A 17,749-nucleotide genomic window follows, 5' to 3' on the forward strand; every position below is an offset into this window, starting at 1 on the left:
ATCAATCCCCTTGCCGTGTCTGCTTGAGCTCCTGCACGTAGGTGTCGAGCCGGTCGAAGCTCTCGTTCCAGAACTGCTCGAACCCGCCGACCCACTCGTGGATCGGCCGCAGCCCGCGGGCGTCCAGGCCGTAGAGGCGCTGCTTGCCCACCTCGCGGACCCGCACCAGCCCCACCTCCCGGAGCACCCGCAGGTGCTTGGACGCCCCCGGCTGGCTCATCCCCAGCTCCCGGGCCAGGTCGGTCACCGGCCGCTCACCCGCCCGCAGCAGCGCCAGGATGTCCCGGCGCTGCGGCTCGGCGATCGCGTTGAACGTGTCCGACGTCGTCGCTGCTCGTGCCACGGCGGTAATCATATTCCGATAACGGCATGCGTCAAGCCCGACCGCTGCCCTGCCCGGCCGGGGCCGCGGTGGGCAGCTGGGGTCAGGGGCGGCCGAGCACCAGGGAGGTGGCCTCGTCCGGGACCACGTCGGCGGGCAGTGGCGTGATGCGGCGGACCGCGCCGTCGAGGCCGAGCAGGACCACGCCGTCGGGGCGCGCCACGGCCAGCTCGTCCGCGCCCGTCCAGTACACGGTGCGCGCGTCGTCCTGCAGGGTGAGCACGGGCTGCCGGGTCGACAGGTCGATCACGGCGGCCTGCCGACCCTGGGCAGCGACGACGAACCTGCCGTCCGGCGACCACGAACGGCGGCCCGGGACCGCGCCCGGCACGGTGTCGCCGACGCGCGCGCCGGTCGCCACCGAGTACACGGCCGTGCCGTCGTCGATGAGCTTCTGGGTCAGCTCGGTGCCGTTGGATCGCCAGCCGGGCGCGCACTGCTCCAGGCACACGATGTTGGGGCCGACCTTCCTCGCGGTGGCCGCGGCGACGTCGGCGACCGCCATCTGGATGCTGTCCGGTTCGGTGCCGTTCGTCGCGTACACCACCTGCGTGCCGTCCGGCGACCAGTCCGGTGTGGCGCTGACGATCTTCGGCCCGGTGACCCAGCGGACCTTGCCGGTGCCGACGTTCAGGATGCCCACGGACTGGCCGTCGACCACGGCCGCGAGGTCGCCGGACGGCGCGGGACGGACGGTGCTGTACTGGACGGTGAGGTAGCTGCCCTTGCTCCGGTTCAGGACCAGGGTGCCGTTGTGCACCGGCGCGGCCACGATGACGAGACCACCGCCGACGTCCACCGGGCCTGCCGAGAACGCCGGCGTCGGGCCCGGCGTGGGCGGGGCGCTGGGGGTCGCCGGCTGGGAGGCCGGCTGGGTCGTCGGCTGCGCCGGCGCCGAGCTCGCGACCGCACCGGGCGTGATCGGAGCCGCCGTGTCGTCGGGCAGCACGGCGTAGGGGATCGCGAGCGCGCCGACCGCCGCCACCCCGGCCAGCCCGACCAGCGCGCGGCGCCGCCACAGCAGCCGCCGGTACCGGCGCACCGCCGGTCCGGCGAGGTCGACCGGCTTGGCCTCGTCCACCAGATCCTCGAGCGCACCCCGCAGCGCGGTGTCGAAGGGGTTGTTCACAGCGGTACTCCATCCAGGGTCGGGGAACTGGCGGCGGCGCTGCGCAGCTTGGACAGCGCCCGCGACGTCAAGCTGGCGACGGTGCCGGTCGAGCAGCCGAGCAGGTCGGCGACCTGCTGCTCCGTCATGTCGTCGAGATAGCGCAGCACGATGACGGCCCGCTGCCGCGGGGTCAGCACCCGCAGCGCCTCGCGGAGCACCAGCCGCAGATCGGAGCGCTCGCTCGGGTCGGCGATGGCCTCCTCGGGCGGCGTGGCCATCAACGTCTCCGGCCGGCGGCTGCGGTGCCGCCACCCGGAGACCCAGTCGCGGTACACGATCCGCTTGACGTATGGCTCGGGCTGGTCGGTGATGCTCGACCACTTCATGAGCGCCTTGGCCAGCGCTCCCTGCAGCAGATCCTCTGCGGTGTGTTGCGCACCGGTCAGCGCGTACGCGAACCGGAACAGCGCGTGACTGCGTTGCTCCACGAACTCGGTGAACTCGTACTTGGTCACTGCATCCACGTAGTGCACCTCCGCCGCTACATACGCCGCGCACCGGCGGAACCTTGCCGCTCCCGGCGACAATTTTCCGCCCGTCCGGGCCAGGCGGCCGGTCGCCGGCATCCGAACAGCGCGGCCGGTTCGCCGATCCGTCGGCGAGGTCCGCCAGCCGTGCCCGCTGCCCGGCGGGATCTATCTGTCCGCGTATCGCTTCCGTACGCTGAGCGACATGTCGGCGCCGCGGTTGCTCTCGTTCGTGCGAGGCGCGCCGTCCCTGGATCTCATCGACGTCGCCGGGCTCAAGGCGGCCGCGGTACGGGCGTTCGAGATGGACCCGGCCGGTATGACCGCGTACGGGAACTCGACCGGCTACCTTCCGCTGCGCCAGTGGATCGCCCGGCAGCACGGCGTCCCGCCCGGCCAGGTCCTCGTCACCAACGGTTCGCTGCAGGCCGACTCGCTGCTGTTCGAGCATCTCGTCCGCCCCGGCGACGACGTCGTGGTGGAGAAGCCGACCTACGACCGGGTGCTGCTGCGGCTGCGCGGACTCGGCGCCAAGGTCCATCAGGTCACGCTCGACAAGGACGGCCTCGACGTCGACGAGCTGCGCCACCTCCTCGACGGAGGATTGCGGCCGAGGCTCGCGTACGTCATCCCGACCTTCCAGAATCCGTCGGGCATGACGCTGTCAGAGCCGAGGCGGGCGACCCTGCTGGAGCTCGCGGCCGAGTTCGGGTTCACCGTCGTCGAGGACGACCCGTACGCACGGATCCGGTTCCGGGGCGCATCGCTGCCCGATCTGCTGTCGCGGGACACGGGGGGCGTCGTCGTGCACGTCGGCTCGTTCACGAAGACGGTCTGTCCCGGTGTCCGGGTCGGCTACCTGATCGGTCCGGAGGGCCTGGTCGAGGCCATCGCACAGCGCGCCACGAACCAGTACCTGTCCCCGAGCATGGTGTCGCAGGGCATCGTGTACCAGTTCTGCGCCTACGGTGGCCTCGACCGGTCGGTTGACGTCGCGCGTACCGCGCTGCGGCAGCGGGCGGCGACCCTTGCCTCGTCCCTGCACAAGCTCATCCCCGAGGCCAGGTTCACCGAGCCCGACGGGGGCTACTTCATGTGGGTGGAGCTGCCCGACGGCATCGACGCCGGCAGGCTTTGGCAGGAAGGGCTGCAGCACGGGGTGGCTTTCGTCAGGGGCACCGACTTTCTCCTGGACGGCGGGGCGAACGCGGTGCGCCTGGCGTTCTCGGCGGTCCTGGACGAGGAGATCGACGATGCGGTCCGCCGCTTGGCGGATGCCATCGCTGAGGTGCGAACTCCCGGCGCCATCACGCGCGCGCCCTCGGCAGGCCGCACGTTCCAGCACCGACCGGCGTCGATCGAGCCGCCGGTCCAACCGCGGGTCGAGTCACCGGTCAAGCCGCCGGTCCAACCGCGGGTCGAGCCGCCGGTCAAGCCGCCAATCCAACCGCGGGTCGAGCCGCCGGTCAAGCCGCGGGTCGAGCCGCAGGCAGCCGACACCAGCACCAGCACCAGCACCAGCACCAGCGAGGCTCCGACCGGCGTCGCTCACCCGCCCGAGCCACCCGCCCGGCGCCGACGGCTCCCGCGTTGGGCGTCGCGGAGCTGGGCGGCGTTCCTCGACGCGCTGGACCTCACCCCGCCCGCGCCCCCCACCGGCGTCGAGGCCACCGTCGACGAGTCGCTGGCACGGGTGGAAGCGCACCTCGACCAGATGCTGCACCGCCTCGGGCCGCCCGCCGCGACGGCCCACGACCGCGCGAGGAGCACGTCGTGAGCGAGCGCCGGACTGTCGCACGGCCTGCCGACCCCGCCGGTGCCGCCGCGGATCACGGCTGGCGTGACCTCGCCACCTGGGACAGGCTCGCCGAGTGGGAGAAGGCGTCGCCCGGCACCGCCGGGGAGCTGATCGAGCTGCTGAAGGCGGAGCGCCGCCACGCCCACCGGTTGGCCTGGGCCGACTGGGCGAAGCAGTGCGCGGGTGTGGTGCTCGGATTCGGCTGTGTGCTGACCATGGCGTGGCTCGCGTGGCACTACGCCGAGCTCGGCTCGCCGGTCGAGGGCGTGACCGTGATGGGCGCCGGCACGGCCTCGACCGTGGCCATCTTCGTCACCGGGCGGTACGTCGGTCAACGACGTCCCCGCGGCTCGGGCCCGCCTGACGCCGGTGCGCGCCAGTGACGCGTCAGCGCATCCCGGTCCGGTCCTCCCGCGCGGGCGCCCGGCCGGGTCAGCCGACGCTGTAGGTCAGGGTGACCGCGTTGTTGGTCTCGTCGTACTCCGTCCACTGGTAGGAGTCGACGTCGATGCCGAACTGGTAGGTGCCCGGCACGGCCGGTGTCTGGAAGTAGTACGTGAACTGGCTGGTCGTGCCCGTCGGGAGGCTTTCGGCGTGGCAGACCACGTGGCCGGCGCCGCTGCCCCACCGGAAGCAGTCGAAGGGCACCCCGCTGTCGTTGGTGAAGAGGATGTCCAGCTCACCCGGCGCCCGGCGCAGGTGCACGTACACCGGTCCGGAGTCCGGACCGATCCCCGGCCGCGGCGCGGTGTTCCCGCCGACACGCCAGCCCGTGTTGGTCACCTGGACCGTGTAGCTGTGGATCACGCCGGCGAGGACGGGCGTCGCCGGGTCGACCGTCGCGGCGACGGTGATGTCCGCGTAGTACCGGACGCACGTCACACCGGTGCAGGGGGCGGCCGCGGCCGGGCCGGCTGGGAGCATCGTCCCCAGCAGGACGATGCCGGCGGGAAGGGCGCGCCACAACCTCGGTAACCAGGACATGACCCGATGCTAAGAATCGATCATCGTCTCACCAAGGCGAGCGCAGGGAACCCGACAGACCCGCCGGCCACAGGAAGGGACAACCATGACCCAGTTCCCGCGCCACTCGGTCAGCGTCGCCGCGGTGGTCACCGACGACGGCGGCCGGGTGCTCGTCATCCAGCGACGCGACAACGGCGCATGGGAGATCCCCGGTGGCATCCTGGAGCTCGACGAGACCCCGCAGGCGGGCGTCCGCCGTGAGGTGCTCGAAGAAACCCGGGTGGAGATCGAACCGGAGCGGCTGACCGGCATCTACAAGACCGTGACCGCCGGCATCGTCGCGCTCGTCTTCCGGGCCCGTCTCGTCGCGGGCACCCCGGCGGCGACGGACGAGGCGGCCGCCGTCGACTGGTGGACCGCCGACCAGGTCACCGCGGGCATGAGTGAGGTCTTCGCCGTGCGCACCCTCGACGCGCTCCGCGCGGACCCCACGCCCGCCGTCCGCAGCCACGACGGCCGGCGGTTCGTCGACCGGCACGGCCAGTACACCCGATGAAGATCGCTCTGTTCCGCTTGGGACCGTCTGGATGAGCCGTTGCCGGCGGGCTGCGATCGCGGTGCGGATGGGCAATCCGCTCAGTGCCGGCCGGCGACCGCCGACGGTGACAGCAGTGCTGTGTTCGATCGGAGGCCGCGATGCATGACGGGAAGCTGCTGGTGATGTCACGGCGGCTCCAGCGTCGTGTCCAGACGGCGGGCGGGTCGACGCTCGCCTCGACCGTGCTGGCGGCGTTCGCCGTGGCCGTCTTCGCCGTCAACCTGTCCGGTCCCCGGACCCCGCTGGTGTTGCTGTGGCTGGCGGGACCCCTGTCGGTGGTGGTTCCGGTGCTTGCCGCGGCGAGGATCGCCCGATCGGCCCGGTTCCCCGCACCGACCCGGCGCTTCTGGAAGCACCTGGCCATCTGCGCGGCGCTGGCCGGGGTCGGCGTCGCATCCAACGCCCGCGACGCGCTCGGCAGCGGCGTCGCCAGCCAGGACCTCTCGCCCCTCACCGTGGCCGCCTACAGCAGCGCCGTGCTGACGCTGCTGTGGGGTCTGTGGCGGTTGCCGCTGGGCACCACCAGCCGCGGGGACCGGATGCGGATCGGCATGGACGCCGGCACGGTGCTGGTGGCGGCAACCGTGTTCATGTGGCACTACCAGGCCCGCCCGCTGCTCGAGGCCGGCAACTACCGGGCGCCGTCGCTGATCGCGGCCAGCTTCACCCTCGTCCTGGAGCTGCTCGCGGTGTTCGCCATCGCGAAGGTCGCGCTCTCCGGGCACATGTTCGTGGCCCGCGGAGCGTTGCACCTGTTCGCCGCGGGCATGATCGGCGGCGCGCTCAGCGGCTTCCTGCAACGGTTCATCGTGGACCAGCCGCACCTGGGGCTGTCCCAGATCACCGTCCCCCTGGTGATGATCTGCGCGACGGCGGCGACGAAACGGCAGTGGCAGGAGCCCACCGCGCCGGGCCAGCGACGCCAGACGGGCACCCGGCCGTCGAGCAACCTCCCCTACCTCGCGGTCGCCGCCGTCGACACGCTGCTGCTGGTCGCCATCTTCACCGACGACGGTGACGAGCGCCTCGCGGCGGTGGCCGCCGTGGCGCTGACCGCGCTGGTGGTGTGGCGGCAGATCACGGTGTTCCGCGAGAACGCCCGCCTGGTCGCCCGTCTGGACCACAACGCGACCCACGACGCGCTCACCCAACTGCCCAACCGGGCGCTGTTCAACGACCGGCTCGCCGCGGCGCTGTCGTCGACGACCGGGCACGGCGTCAGCGTCGCGCTCGTCGACCTCGACGACTTCAAGACCGTCAACGACACGCTCGGCCACGCGGCCGGCGACGCGCTGCTGCTCGCCGTGGCCCGGCGCCTCGTCGCGGCCGTCCGCCCCGGCGACGTGGTGGCGCGCCTGGGCGGCGACGAGTTCGTGGTGATCCTCGACGACGTCACCCCCGCCGTCGCCGAGCAGGTGGCGCAGCGGATGATCGCCGCCCTCGGCGAACCGGTCGTGGCCGACGGGCACGAGCTGCTCGTGCGCGCCAGCATCGGCATCGCCGGCGGCCGGCCCGGCGACGACGCCGGTGAGCTGCTGCGCCGTGCCGACATCGCGATGTACGCCGCCAAGCACGGCGGTGGCAGCAACTGCCTGCCGTACACCGACGGTATGGCCGGTGCGGTGGCCGGCTCGGCCGCGCTCGGCGCCCAGCTGCGCCAGGCCGTCGACAACGGCGAGCTGTTCGTGGAGTACCAGCCGATCGTGTCGCTGGACAGCGGCCGGATGACCGCCGTCGAGGCGCTGGTCCGGTGGGCGCACCCCGCCCGTGGGACGCTGCCGCCGGCCGAGTTCATCCCGGTCGCCGAGCGGACCGGTCTCATCGTGGCGGTCGGCGACCGGGTGCTGCGCGAGGCGTGCCGGCAGCTGGCCTCCTGGTCGGCCGAGCACGGCCCGCTGGCACCGGCCGCCATCAACGTCAACGTCTCCGCGCGTCAGCTCGCCGAGGCCTCCTTCACCGACCGGGTCGCTGCGGTGCTCGCCGACACGGGCCTCGCGCCGCACCGGCTCACCCTCGAGATCACCGAGAGCACCGCCGTGGCGCTGGGCGACGCCGTCACGCACCTGGAGGCGCTGCGCCGGATGGGCGTCCGCGTCGCCCTCGACGACTTCGGCACCGACCAGTCGTCGCTCACGCTGCTGCAGAACCTGCCGGTCGACGAGATCAAGCTCGATCGGTCGTTCGTGCAGCGTTCGGCCCCGGGACGCGCCGGTGCCATGCCGGCCGCGGTGCTGGCCCTGGCCCGGGTGGTCGGGCTGGACGTCGTCGCGGAAGGGATCGAGGTGCCGGAGCAGGCACGGCGGCTCGCCGCGCTCGGCTACCGGACCGCGCAGGGCTACCACTTCGCCCGCCCGGTGTCTGCGGACGCCGTCGACCGGCTGCTGACCGCCGCCCCGGCGACCGCCGCGGCGACGTAGCGGACGGAGCCTCCCGGGTCAGCCGATGAGGTCGAACTGTTCCCAGGGGCCGATCGCGGTGCGGTTGGCGATCAGCGCGGCGTTGCCGCCGTTCTCCGCCGTGACGTACCTGCCGTTGACGTCCGCCTTGAGGCTGACCGTGCCGTCGCCGTTGCGGACAAGCTGGAACTTCTCCCACGAGCCGACGGCGCCACGGTTGGCGATCAGCGATGCGTTGCCGCCGCTCTCCGCGCAGACGTACTGGTTGTTGGCGTGCGCGCGCAGCGCGATCAGCCCGTTGCCCGCGTCGATCCTGTCGAACTGTTCCCAGGGGCCGATCGCGGTGCGGTTGGCGATCAGCGGCGAGCCGCCACCGTTCTCGGCCGTGACGTACCTGTTGTTGGCCCGGGCCCGCAGGCTGATCACGGTGTTCGTGGGCACCGCGCAGTCCCCGGCGACCGCGCCGGCGGTGGTGAGGATGCCGCCGAGCAGGATGTGCAGGAACGCGGTCTCGGTGTAGCTCTCGGCGGTGTGCCCGAGCGCGGTGTAGAAGGACCGGCCGCCGTCGTAGTTCTGGCACCAGGTGGTGGGGTGGTCGCCGCCCATCGTCGAGCCGGTGTAGGACGTGTTGTCGACCGACGTGAGCACGTGCACGGCACCGCGGGGGTTGGTCTGGAAGTCGTACCACTCGTCGGTCCGGGTGAACGACGCGGCCAGCCCCTGCGTGGCCGGGTGCGCGGTGTCCTCGACGACGAGGCGGGCGGGCTGCGGGGCCGGGTGCCCCTTGAAGTAGGCGCCGACGAGCTTGCCGTACCAGGCCCATGCGTAGCCGCTGTCGCTTGCCGCGTGCACCCCGACGAAGCCGCCGCCGCGCTGGATGTACCGCTGGAACGCGTCCTTCCCGGCCTGGGTCGTGACGGGGTCGCCGGTGGTCGACAGGAAGATCACCGTCTGGTACGGGGCGAGACCGGCGTCGGTGAAGACCGCGTCGTCCTCGGTGGCGTCGACGGTGAAGTTGTCGGCGGCGCCCAGGTCGCGGATGGCCTGGACGCCGGCGGGGATCGAGTCGTGCCGGAACCCGGTCGTCTTGGAGAAGACCAGCACCTTGAACGACGCGTAGGCGGGCGCCGCGTGGCCCGACGCGGCGGCCACCAGCGAGCCGGCCACGGCGCAGACGACGGCGAGTGCCACCAGCAGGGCACGGCGGACAGCGGACCGGGCGATCATGCGCACTCCTGTGGGGTCGTCACAGACGGGCCCGCCCGCCTCTCGGCGACAACCTACACACGGTTCGCGATCGCCGCTGACCCTCCGCCGCGGGCTTGGTAGGGACAGCCCTACCACGAAGACCAGGGCCGGCCGTGTGCCCTGATCGGCGGCGCTCGACAACGCTGAGGTGCATGCGAAACACGGTGGCCGTCGAGCTGCTCGACGTGACGAAGACGTACCCGGGCGCCGGGGTCCGGGCGCTGGACGGGGTGTCGGCGGCGTTCACCGCCGGCACGTTCAACGCGGTGATGGGGCCGTCCGGCTCGGGCAAGTCCACGCTGCTGCAGTGCGCGGCGGGCCTGGACCGGCCGGACTCCGGCCGGGTGCTGCTGGCCGGTCAGGAGATCGGGCGGCTGCGGGAGCCGAAGCTCACCGAGGCCCGGCGGAAACTGGTCGGGTTCGTCTTCCAGTCGTACAACCTGATCGACTCCCTCTCCGTCTGGCACAACGTGCTGCTGCCCCAGCGGCTCGCCGGGGCGCGGCCGGACCGGGCGTGGGCGCGGGAGGTCGTGCGCCGGGTCGGGCTCGCCGGACGGGAGGACGACCGCCCCGCGCAACTGTCCGGCGGGCAGCGGCAGCGGGTCGCCCTCGCCAGGGCGCTCGCCGCCCGGCCCGAGGTGATCTTCGCCGACGAGCCGACCGGCGCGCTGGACCTCACGACCGGTCGGGAGGTGCTCGACCTGCTGCGTGAGGCGGTCGACGGCCTGCACACGACGGTCGTCATGGTGACGCACGACCCGGCGGCGGCCGCGCGGGCGGACCGGGTGGTCTTCCTCGCCGACGGCCGGATCGTGACGGAGCTGGCGAACCCGTCGGCGGCGCAGGTCGCCGCCCAGATGACCGCCGTCACCGACCGCAAGGCCACGACGATGACCGGGAGCGCCCGATGATCCGCCTCGCGATCGCCACCCTGCGCCGGCACCGCGGCGCGTACGCCGGCACGTTCGTCGCCGCGCTCCTCGCCGTGGCGCTGCTCGCCGGCGGCGGGCTGCTGCTGTTCTCCGTCCTCACCGCGAAACCCCCGGCGGACCGGTTCGCCGCGACCTCGGCGGTCGTGGCGGGCGAGCGGCAGATCAGCCTGGAGACGGTGACCACCAAGCACAAGAAGGAAGGCAAGACCAAGGTCAAGCGCAAGGTAAAGACCGAACGGCTGACCGGCGCCGGCACCCTGCCGGCCGACCTCGCCGGCCGGATCGCCGCCATGCCAGGGGTCACCGCGACCGTCGCCGACTACGCGTTCCCGGTGCAGGCGACGACCGGAAACGGTCGCCCGCTGCGGGGCGCCGACGACGCGCCCGTCATCGGGCACGGCTGGGCGTCGGCGGTGCTCACCCCGTACACCATGAAGAACGGCAACAAGCCTGGCGCAGGTGAGGCCGTGATCGACGCCGACCTCGCGGCACGAGGACACGTCGCGGTCGGCGACGAGCTGCGGGTCACCACCCGAACCGGGGCGCGAACCGTGCGGATCAGCGGCATCGCCGCACCCGCCGGCCGGGACGGGCTGCCCGCGCAGGGCGCGCTGTTCCTCGCCGACGCCGACGTCGCCGCCGTGTCGGGGCTGCCGGGGCCGACCGCGGTCGGGATCTTCGGCACCGCGGACCCGGCCCAGATCCGCGCCACCGTCCGCGCCGCCGCCGGTGCCGCCGACGTCCTCACCGGCGCCGACCGGGTCCGCGCCGACCTGCCCGGTGCGCTGCCGGACTACATCGGCCCGATCTCCATCTTCGGGTTCGTCATCGGCATCACCGCGTTCGCGGCGATCTTCGTCCTCACCGGCACCGTCACGCTCAGCGTCCGGCAGCGGCTGCGCGAACTGGCGCTGCTGCGGGCGATCGGCGCCACCCCGAAGCAGCTGCGCCGCATCCTCGGCCTGGAGAGCGCCGTCCTCGCCGCCGTCGCCGCGCTGCCCGCCGCCCCGCTCGGCGTGCTCTTCGCCGGGGTCGTCGCCGCCCGGTTCCAGACGCTCGGCGCGGTGCCGGCCCAGTTCGAGGTCCGCGCCAACGTGCCGGTGCTGCTGCTCGCGGCGGCTGCCGGAATCCTGGTCACGTTCGTCGCGGCACGGATCGCCGGGCGGCGGGCGGTGCGGATCGCACCGACCCAGGCCCTCGTGGAGACGGCGACGGCACCGACCGGCGGCCTGGTCGTGCGGGTCCTCGCCGCGCTGGTCGCGACGGCGGGCGCGGTCGCGGTGCTCACGTTCGTGCCGCTGGACGGGCCGTTCGGCATGGGGATGAGCTTCATCTCCTCCGCCCTGCTGCTGTGCGCGGTCGCCGCCACCGGCCCGCTGCTCGTCCGCCTGCTGACCACGATCGTCGCCCGGCCGTTCGGGCTGGCCGGGCTCGTCGCCCGCGCCGAGTACCGCCGGGTCTCCGCCGTCGCCGTCCCGCTCGTGCTCATGTTCGCGATCAACACCGTCATGCTGCTCAACGGCGCCCTGTCGAGCCGCCTGGCCGGGCAGGAGCAGGTGGCCCGCTCGGCGCCCGCCACGGCCCAGGTCGCCGCCGCCGGCGGGCTGCCGCTGGACGCCGCGCGCCGCCTGGCCGCGGTGCCCGGCGTGACCGGTGCCGCCGCGCAGCTGCCGACCCGGGTGATCGTCGCGCAGGGCGGCAAGCCCGAGGACTACCCGGCGCAGGGCCTCCTCGTCACCGGCACCGACGCCGCCCTCGACCTCGGCGTCGTCGCCGGCGCGTACACCGCCGACGGGTTCGCGGCGAGCGCGGCACTCGTCCGGCAGTACAACTGGAACGTCGGCGACCTCGTCCCGCTGTGGCTTCCCGACGGCCAGCAGCAACAGTTGCGCCTTTCCATGGTGTACGGGCGATCGCGCGGCTTCGGCGACCTCGTGCTACCCGCCGACCTCGTCGCCGCCCACGACCCGCGCGGGCTCGTGCGCACGGCCGGCCTCCGGTACACGCCGGGCACCGACGAACGGATCCGCGCCGAGTTCCCAGGGCTGCGTCTCACCCCGACGGTCGACGCCGCGCCGCCCGGCGACGCGTCGAACCAGCAGGGCGCCTGGGAGCTCATGGTCGTCATCTCGCTCGGGTTCACCGCGATCGCCGTCGTCAACACGTTCGCGATCGCCGCCACGGCCCGCCGCCGCGAATACGCCGACCTGCGTCTCATCGGGGCGACCACCCCACAGCTGCACCGCCTCGCCGGCGCCGAGGCCGTCGTCACCGTCCTCGTCGGGCTGCTGCTCGGCGCCGCGGTGACCGGGATCGTGGTCGGGGCGTTCAGCATCGCCCAGGACGGCGTCTTCCGGGTGTTCGTCGAGCCTCTCACGTACGCGACGATGGCCGGCGGCGTCGCTGCCCTCGGGCTGATCGCCGGGTTCCTGCCCACGCGGCTCATGCTGCGGCGGCGGGCGCTGGCGAGCCGGGTCTGACCCCGTACCATCTGCGATGATGCGCAAGATCATGGGTTCGGTGCGGCCGCTGGCGTACCTGGCGACCGCGCCGATCGCCGGGGTGGCCGGGTTCGTCTGGAGCATCGCCGCCACCGTGGTCGTCACGCTGCTGGCCGTCACCCAGCTCGGCGGTCCCGCGTTCCTCGGCGCGGCCTGGGTCACCCGGGCGTTGGCTTCTGCGGAGCGGCGCCGGGCGGGCTGGGTGCTCGGTGCGCCGATTGCCGCGCCGTACGTGCCGGTCGCCGGCGCCTGGCGCTCCCGGGTCGCGGGGGTCGCCGCCCAGCCGGCCACGTGGCGGGACCTCGCCTGGCTCGTGGTGCTGTTCCCGCTGGGCCTGGCCTGTGGCGTCGCCGGGCTTGTCGTCGCAATCGTCGACCTCGGCTCGATCGTCGCGCCGCTGTGGGCGTGGGCGGTGCCGAACCCGCACGCGCCGTGGCCGATGAAGCCGCTCATGACCACCGTTCCCGGCCGGTTCGGGCTCACCGTGGTCGGGCTGGCGCTGCTGCCGGTCGCCGCCTGGCTCGTCCGCACCCTCGCGACCGGCGTCGCCCGGCTGGCCGCGGCGCTGCTCGCACCGGGCGAGCACCGCCGGCTCGTCGAGCGGGCCGCACGCCTCGCCGAGACCCGCCGCCGGGTCGTCGACGCCCAGGCCGCCGAGCTGCGCCGCATCGAACGCGACCTGCACGACGGCGCGCAGGCCCGCATCGTCGCCGCCGGGATGACGCTCGCTCTCGCCGCCCGCAAGCTCCGCACCGACGGCGACGCCGCGCCCGACGTCGCCCTCGCCCGCCGACAGCTCGACGACGCCCTGGCCGAGCTGCGCCGCCTCGTGCGCGGCATCCACCCGCCGATCCTCACCGACCGTGGCCTGCACGCCGCGCTCGCCGCCCTCGCCGGCGACAGCCCGTTCCCCGTCACGCTTCACAGTGCTTCTGACCACCGGTATCCGGCCGCGGTCGAATCCGCCGCCTACTTCGTCGTCGCCGAAGGCCTCACCAACACCGCCAAACACGCATCGGCGTCGACCGGCGCCGTCGACATCCGCCGTACCGGCGACACAGTCCACGTCACGGTCACCGACGACGGCCGCGGCGGCGCCGACCCCAACGGCCCCGGCATCGACGGCCTGCGCCGCCGCGTCGAAGCCCTCGACGGCACCCTCACCCTGACCAGCCCGCCCGGCGGGCCCACCGTCCTGCACGCGGAGCTGCCATGCGCATCGTGATCGCCGAAGACCTGCTCCTCCTCCGCGACGGCATGATCCGCCTCCTCACCGACACCGGCCACACCGTCGTCGCCGCCGTCGACACCGCCGACGCCCTCGTCGATGCCGTCACAGAACACCATCCGGACCTGTCGATCGTCGACGTCCGCCTACCACCGGGCTTCCGCGACGAAGGCCTCCGCGCCGCCCTGCGCCTCCGCTCGGCCGACCCTTCCGCGAAGGTCCTCATCGTCTCGCAGTACGTCGAACGCGCCTACGCCGCCGACCTCCTCGCCGACGGCCGCGGCGGCGTAGGCTACCTGCTCAAGGACCGCGTCACCGACCTGGACGACTTCCTCGACGCCGTCGACCGCGTAGCCGCCGGCGGCACCGCCCTGGACCCCGAAGTCGTCCGCCAACTCTTCACCCGCAACGCCCGCAACCACGGCGTCGAAGGCCTCACTCCCCGCGAACGCGAAGTCCTGCACCTCATGGCCCAGGGCCTGTCGAACACCGCCATCTGCTCGACCCTGGTCCTGGCCCCAGTCTCGGTCGAGAAACACATCACGAACATCTTCGCCAAACTCGACCTCCCCCCATCCGACGACGCCCACCGCCGAGTGCGCGCCGTCCTCACGTACCTCAACAGCTGACCGCCCTCCCAAAGCCGCCGACTCAGGCAACGGTGGTGACGACGCAACTCGGGTACGCCCGAGTCCTGGCGGCGCACCATCCCACGTGCGCGAGGAGCACCTTGTGGCCCCGATGAACGGGTCGGCAACGCGGGCCCATCTCCGCGTGCGCGGGGAGCACTCCGTTGTCGTCGTCGACGACGCGGTGGTCCGGGGACCATCCCCGCGTGCGCGGGGAGCACGGCTTCGGTGACGTCGACTTGGGGCTGGTCGGCAGACCATCCCCGCGTGCGCCGGGAGCACTGCGGCGCGGTCACGGTCCGCGTGGACGGCGTGGGACCATCCCCGCGTGCTCGGAGAGCACGTCTGCACGGCGGCAAGCTGATCTTTGATGCCCGGAACATCCCCGCGTGCGCGGGGGTAGTCCCATCGCGGCCGTGTCGTTGAACGCGGTCTGCTCGTGCTCCCCACGCACGCGGGGGGTGGTCCGTCCCTGGTCTACGCCAACTTGGCGAACCGGGAGTGCTCCCCGCGCACGCGGGGTGGTCCTCGACGGCTGACTATGGGTACCTTCGGACCTGAGTGCTCCCCGCGCACGCGGGGGTGGTCCGCGGACGGCGGTCATCGCGGCGAGGAACAGGGTGTGTGTCAACGGACATTTGTTGTTCCGGGTGGGCGGACAGTGGACCGCCGGGTCCGCGGACACGGTTCTCATGTCCGCCAGCCCGGAGCAACTGTCCGCCTACCTGGAGCATGCCGTGTCCGCTGGCAGTGTGCTCCCCGCGCACGCGGGGGTGGTCCGGTGCCGCCCTTGTGGCCCTTCTTGTAGACGTAGTGCTCCCCGCACGCGGGGGGTGGTCCGACCATCGCCGCGCTCCAGCGGTACCTGGGGTACGTGCTCCCCGCGCACGCGGGGGTGGTCCGTCGGTCGGTTCGGCGAGCTTGCGCAGTAATTGGTGTTCCCCGCGCACGCGGGGTAGTTCCACGCTGATCGTGCTGGCGTTCGTCCTGGACCCGTGTTCCCCGCGCACGCGGGGTGGGCCCCAGGCGGCCGTCGAGGTAGCGCTGCACGGTGCGCTCCCCGCGCACGCTGGGGTGGTCCCGCAGTGGCGCCCGGGTCGCCGCCGGTCCACTCGTGCTCCCCGCGCACGCGGGGGTGGTCTGTTCGTCCTGACCGTTGACAGCCGAATCTGCCCTCGACGATGCAGTACTCGCCGCGCACGCGGCGGTAGTCCCATGAAGTACGGCGTCCACGAGCTCAGCCGCGAGTGCTCCCTGCGCCTGCGGGGTGGTCCCGTCGGCGACGTCGGGAGAGAACTGACGCAGCCCCGTGTTCCCCGCGCACGCGGGGGTCCCCGCCGCTCGATCTGCTGATCAGGCACATTTGGTGTTCCCCGCGCACGCAGGGGGTGGTCCTGACAATGGCCTGTACGTCGAGACGCACAACCAGCATCCCCGCGCATGCGGGTCCCTCAGTTCGTAATGGACTCACGGATCGCGCCGCCACGCCCCTGCGCACGCGGAGTGGTTCCGAGACCGTCCAGGATCGGCACGTTCTTGCGCTCCCCGCGCACCCGGGAACGATTCCCGGCCCGGCTCGAAACCGTGCTTTGCACCGGGGCGCAATGCGGAACGCTGACTCCGCCGACCAGTTACAGAGACGCAGTCGAGGGCCTGGCCGACGACGGTCGACAGTGGCTCTGACGCCGACGTCGGAAAGTGCGCCGGCCGCGGCGTCGCGCATCGGACCGGGCCGCGCTGCGCTGACGTTTCCGTCGGCTATGCCCGTACGGTGTTGGCAGCGCGGGGTGGCTTCGGCGGTGGCCGAAACGGTGATCCGGAACTCGGCCGCCTGGTACTGGAGATTTATGTCTGACTATGGTATGATTAAGCGCCTTTGTGTCTACGGTGGGTACACGCCTTCGAAAGGACACACATGGCGACTTCTGCCAATGTCGAACCGAACGTCCACGCGTTCCTGGCCGCGCTCGGCGGTGCGGGCAGTGTGGAGCTGTTCGCGGACCCGTTCCTGTTCGCCGATGCGGGTGGCGCCCGGCCGGTTTCCCGGGCGGACTTCCTCGCGATACTTCCTCGCAGGGCCCAGATGTTCGCCGCCGCCGGCTACGGGCCCGCTCAGCTCACCAGCATCGAGCAGCAGCGCCTCGACGAGCACTACCTGCTGGTCCGCACTGACTGGTCCGCGCCCAGCATCACCGGGGGCGAGCCGGCTGAGCTGTCCTCGTCGTACCTGCTGCATGAGGACGGCACGTCGGTGTCCGTTGTTGCCTACGTCAACCACAAGACCGTGCCCGGCATTTAACCGAATCCCGACGGGCGGGGCGTCGAGCACCGTGGCGGCCCGCCCGGCGCGATCACGATTGCGGGCGTAGTCCGTCGAGGATGATCTGGGCGATGTGCGCCGAGCGTTCGGGGCTGGTCTCGGCGCCGGCGTGACGGATCGCGCTGAAGGCGCCGGCGACGAGCGCCATCACGTCGTCGACCGTGACGTCCGGGCGTACGGCACCGGCGGCGCGCGCGCGGGCGAGCAGGTCTGCGACATGGCGGGTGAGGTCTGCCGCGACCTTCGGGGCGGCGGTGCGCAGGTCGAGCTCGGCGGCTTCGAGCGCGCTCTTGACGGTGACGTTCTCGGCGCCCGTGGCGATCATCCGGGACAGTTGCGTGAACAAGGCCGCGGGGTCGTCGGTGGTCGCGAGTTCCTCCGCCTCCGCCACGAGTTGTTCGAACTCGTCGGTCGCGACGGCGAGGTACAGCGCCTCCTTGCTGGGGAAGTGCCGGTGGACGGTGCCGGGGCCGACGCCCGCGCGGCGGGCGATCTCGTCGAGCGAGACGCCGAGGCCTTCCGTCGCGAACAGCCGCTGCGCCGTGCGCAGGACCCGCTCACGATTGCGGCGCGCGTCGGCTCGCAGCGTCCGGTCACCGCCGGGAGCTGCCGGCGACTCCACTGAGGCCCGTTTGGGCGGTTGGCTGGTCATGGCACGCCTAGCATAACCGGGGCGGCGCACCGTATGCTGGCGGCAATAAACGGGGCGGCGCACCGCTTACCTTGAGGGAGACCATGCGATGACCACGCGCGACGATGCCAGCGCACTGGTCCTGCGGATGCAGGAGTGCTTCAACAGTCGGCAGTTCGACGAGGCAGAGGGCCTGTTCACCCCGGACTATTACAGCCATGCGCTCGGCACCATCGGCTTCGAGGCGGGCAAGAACGTCTGGCGTCAGGTCGTGATGCAGTTCCCTGACATGCGCGTCGTCGCCGAGGACGTCCTCGTGGACGGCGACAAGGTCGCCATCCGCTCGTCCGTCCAGGGGATCACGACCCCGGACGGCGCCGCGCCGCCGACACTGATCGAGATCTTCCGCATCGAAGACGGCCGGCTCGCGGAGACCTGGGGGATCACCGAAGGCCCGGATCCTCGCGTGCGCTGACCGCGCG

Annotated in this window: 15 protein-coding genes and 1 pseudogene; 10 read left to right on the top strand and 6 right to left on the bottom strand. The window is 72.6% G+C overall.

Going from position 1 to position 17,749, the window contains the following annotated elements; all coding sequences use genetic code 11:
* Position 1: 1 nt before the first annotated feature.
* The 3 genes from ACQEVZ_RS47900 to ACQEVZ_RS47910 form a co-directional block, all read right to left on the bottom strand.
* Positions 2–343, bottom strand: coding sequence for an ArsR/SmtB family transcription factor (locus tag ACQEVZ_RS47900; protein WP_344500278.1), 342 nt, complete (start codon positions 341–343; stop codon positions 2–4).
* 82 nt (positions 344–425) lie between these two features.
* Complete coding sequence (locus ACQEVZ_RS47905; RefSeq protein WP_433381134.1) at positions 426–1,511, bottom strand: hypothetical protein; 1,086 nt, start codon at positions 1,509–1,511, stop codon at positions 426–428.
* The gene (locus ACQEVZ_RS47910; protein ID WP_433381137.1) at positions 1,508–2,017 is read right to left on the bottom strand and encodes a SigE family RNA polymerase sigma factor; all 510 of its coding nucleotides are present in this window, start codon (positions 2,015–2,017) and stop codon (positions 1,508–1,510) included. The genes ACQEVZ_RS47905 and ACQEVZ_RS47910 overlap by 4 nt, the downstream gene beginning before the upstream one ends.
* A gap of 208 nt (positions 2,018–2,225) precedes the next feature.
* Between ACQEVZ_RS47910 and ACQEVZ_RS47915 the strand changes: the two are divergent.
* Positions 2,226–3,314, top strand: a pseudogene (locus tag ACQEVZ_RS47915) (PLP-dependent aminotransferase family protein); the annotation flags it as partial.
* Positions 3,315–3,793: 479 nt separating this feature from the next.
* A complete protein-coding gene (locus ACQEVZ_RS47920) occupies positions 3,794–4,201 on the top strand; it encodes a hypothetical protein (protein ID WP_433381140.1) in 408 nt (135 codons plus the stop codon).
* Positions 4,202–4,250: 49 nt separating this feature from the next.
* Here the strand turns inward: ACQEVZ_RS47920 and ACQEVZ_RS47925 are convergent, their stop codons facing one another.
* The gene (locus tag ACQEVZ_RS47925; protein WP_344500272.1) at positions 4,251–4,802 is read right to left on the bottom strand and encodes a hypothetical protein; all 552 of its coding nucleotides are present in this window, start codon (positions 4,800–4,802) and stop codon (positions 4,251–4,253) included.
* Positions 4,803–4,887: 85 nt separating this feature from the next.
* Here ACQEVZ_RS47925 and ACQEVZ_RS47930 point away from each other — a divergent pair, with 85 nt between their 5' ends.
* Both ACQEVZ_RS47930 and ACQEVZ_RS47935 read left to right on the top strand, forming a co-directional pair.
* Positions 4,888–5,340: an NUDIX hydrolase gene (locus tag ACQEVZ_RS47930; RefSeq protein ID WP_433381143.1), complete on the top strand. Its 453-nt coding sequence runs from the start codon at positions 4,888–4,890 to the stop codon at positions 5,338–5,340.
* Positions 5,341–5,480: 140 nt separating this feature from the next.
* Positions 5,481–7,799: a putative bifunctional diguanylate cyclase/phosphodiesterase gene (locus ACQEVZ_RS47935; RefSeq protein WP_433381146.1), complete on the top strand. Its 2,319-nt coding sequence runs from the start codon at positions 5,481–5,483 to the stop codon at positions 7,797–7,799.
* A gap of 18 nt (positions 7,800–7,817) precedes the next feature.
* Here the strand turns inward: ACQEVZ_RS47935 and ACQEVZ_RS47940 are convergent, their stop codons facing one another.
* Positions 7,818–9,005 (bottom strand): ThuA domain-containing protein, encoded by a 1,188-nt coding sequence (locus tag ACQEVZ_RS47940; RefSeq protein ID WP_433381149.1) that lies wholly within the window; start codon positions 9,003–9,005, stop codon positions 7,818–7,820.
* A 173-nt stretch (positions 9,006–9,178) separates the two neighbouring features.
* On the opposite strand from ACQEVZ_RS47940, the gene ACQEVZ_RS47945 reads away from it, so the two are divergent.
* The 5 genes from ACQEVZ_RS47945 (at position 9,179) to ACQEVZ_RS47965 (ending at position 16,615) form a co-directional block, all read left to right on the top strand.
* Positions 9,179–9,937, top strand: a complete 759-nt coding sequence (locus ACQEVZ_RS47945) for an ABC transporter ATP-binding protein (protein ID WP_433381152.1) — start codon at positions 9,179–9,181, stop codon at positions 9,935–9,937.
* The gene (locus ACQEVZ_RS47950) at positions 9,934–12,438 is read left to right on the top strand and encodes an FtsX-like permease family protein (protein ID WP_433381155.1); all 2,505 of its coding nucleotides are present in this window, start codon (positions 9,934–9,936) and stop codon (positions 12,436–12,438) included. Before ACQEVZ_RS47945 ends, ACQEVZ_RS47950 begins: the two co-directional genes overlap by 4 nt.
* A gap of 16 nt (positions 12,439–12,454) precedes the next feature.
* Positions 12,455–13,684: a sensor histidine kinase gene (locus tag ACQEVZ_RS47955; RefSeq protein WP_433381158.1), complete on the top strand. Its 1,230-nt coding sequence runs from the start codon at positions 12,455–12,457 to the stop codon at positions 13,682–13,684.
* Positions 13,672–14,316, top strand: coding sequence for a response regulator transcription factor (locus ACQEVZ_RS47960; RefSeq protein WP_433381161.1), 645 nt, complete (start codon positions 13,672–13,674; stop codon positions 14,314–14,316). Before ACQEVZ_RS47955 ends, ACQEVZ_RS47960 begins: the two co-directional genes overlap by 13 nt.
* Before the next feature lie 1,915 nt (positions 14,317–16,231).
* Positions 16,232–16,615 (top strand): hypothetical protein, encoded by a 384-nt coding sequence (locus ACQEVZ_RS47965; RefSeq protein WP_433381164.1) that lies wholly within the window; start codon positions 16,232–16,234, stop codon positions 16,613–16,615.
* A gap of 52 nt (positions 16,616–16,667) precedes the next feature.
* On the opposite strand, the gene ACQEVZ_RS47970 is transcribed toward ACQEVZ_RS47965, so the two are convergent.
* The gene (locus ACQEVZ_RS47970; protein ID WP_433381167.1) at positions 16,668–17,288 is read right to left on the bottom strand and encodes a TetR/AcrR family transcriptional regulator; all 621 of its coding nucleotides are present in this window, start codon (positions 17,286–17,288) and stop codon (positions 16,668–16,670) included.
* Positions 17,289–17,376: 88 nt separating this feature from the next.
* On the opposite strand from ACQEVZ_RS47970, the gene ACQEVZ_RS47975 reads away from it, so the two are divergent.
* Positions 17,377–17,742 (top strand): ester cyclase, encoded by a 366-nt coding sequence (locus tag ACQEVZ_RS47975; RefSeq protein ID WP_433381170.1) that lies wholly within the window; start codon positions 17,377–17,379, stop codon positions 17,740–17,742.
* Positions 17,743–17,749: the final 7 nt, after the last annotated feature.

The organism is Dactylosporangium sp. CA-152071, from assembly GCF_050936335.1.
GTDB lineage: Bacteria > Actinomycetota > Actinomycetes > Mycobacteriales > Micromonosporaceae > Dactylosporangium > Dactylosporangium maewongense.